This is a genomic window from Rhodobacter sp. NSM (genome assembly GCF_052244495.1).
Classification (GTDB): domain Bacteria; phylum Pseudomonadota; class Alphaproteobacteria; order Rhodobacterales; family Rhodobacteraceae; genus Cereibacter_A.
Window position 1 is genome coordinate 1 of the sequence record NZ_JBQPXH010000053.1, and the last position, 1,175, is coordinate 1,175.

Consider the following 1,175-nt stretch of genomic DNA (forward strand, 5'->3'; position numbering starts at 1 on the left):
TAGTTCTGCAGGAAGTTCTCGTCGCGCCGAATGCCCTTTATATCGCCGAGGCCATAGATCTGGGTCGCCCCGTCTGGCGCCTTCTCACAGAAAAGGACCTCTTCCTTCAGGAGATCGTCGAGCAGCGACACGGCATGGCAGCTCATCCAAAGCTGGGCACCATGAGGATTTCGCTCCGGGTCCGCGAACCATCGAAGGATCTCGGGGAGGACGGAGGGGTGAATCGCCACGTCCAGTTCGTCGATTACCGCCACCCCTCCAAGCGCGAGCGCCCGGTGGATGGTCGGGTAGATCCGGAAAAATTGCTGGGTCCCATGGCTTTCGAAGATCATCCTAATCGGCTGATCGAGCCCGGCGTGCGTGAAACTTGCGACCGGTCCACCATTCTCCGCCAGTATCTGGACTTGATCGACCCCGAGATCGATACGCCGGATGTCACGGTTCAGCGCCTTCAGTAGCTCCGGGTTCCGCGCGTAGCCGGTCAGCAAGTCTAAGTCGTTCCACTCAAACCGGGTCAGCAAGATGTTCGTGTCGATCGCGTTGGCGGCCTGCACGAAGCTCAGCGCCAGCCGGTTGTTGAGCTGTCCCAGCGTGGCGATGACGCTCGCGTCCGGCCGCAAAATGCTTTCGAGGACGGTAAGCTCCCGTCCAAGCCCGAGCCAAGGCGCGACCTTCACCGCTCCTGCCCCGTCGCGCTCGAATACACGAACCAACCTGGCCGAGCCGCTCGGACGATAGTACAGGCTCTCGTGAAGAACCCGGTCTTCCCCGCCGCTTCGGATGCCGAGCTCAAGCGAATAGACGTACGGGCAAGTTTTCGTCGCCCCATCGGTGAGAGGCTCCTCAAGTCCGGCGAAGGTGATCGAGAGCTTAGTAGGCGCCGAGCTCTGGGCCTCGGTAAGAAACTTCTGATAGGGCAGAAGGGTCCGTGCTTTATGCTCGAAGCTGAACTGCACGAACCAGCTGAGGAATGCGATCGCCCGTAGGACGTTCGACTTGCCGGAGGCGTTGGCACCGTAAATGGCGATCACCCGGGGCGCACGATCCTCCGACCCGTCATGAATCTTGACGAGCCGTCCGGCCTCCTCGGGCACCTTTCTGCCGACGGTCAGGTCAATCACCTGCGGCTCCCGAACGGAGTAGAAGTTAGCGATTTTGAGCTTATAAATCATCCG

Annotated in this window: 1 protein-coding gene; it reads right to left on the reverse strand. The window is 60.3% G+C overall.

The window, feature by feature from the left end; genetic code table 11:
- Positions 1-1,121: AAA family ATPase (locus ACTVZP_RS22215; RefSeq protein ID WP_443214300.1), on the reverse strand; the 1,121-nt coding region annotated here is incomplete at its 3' end.
- Positions 1,122-1,175 lie beyond the last annotated feature (54 nt).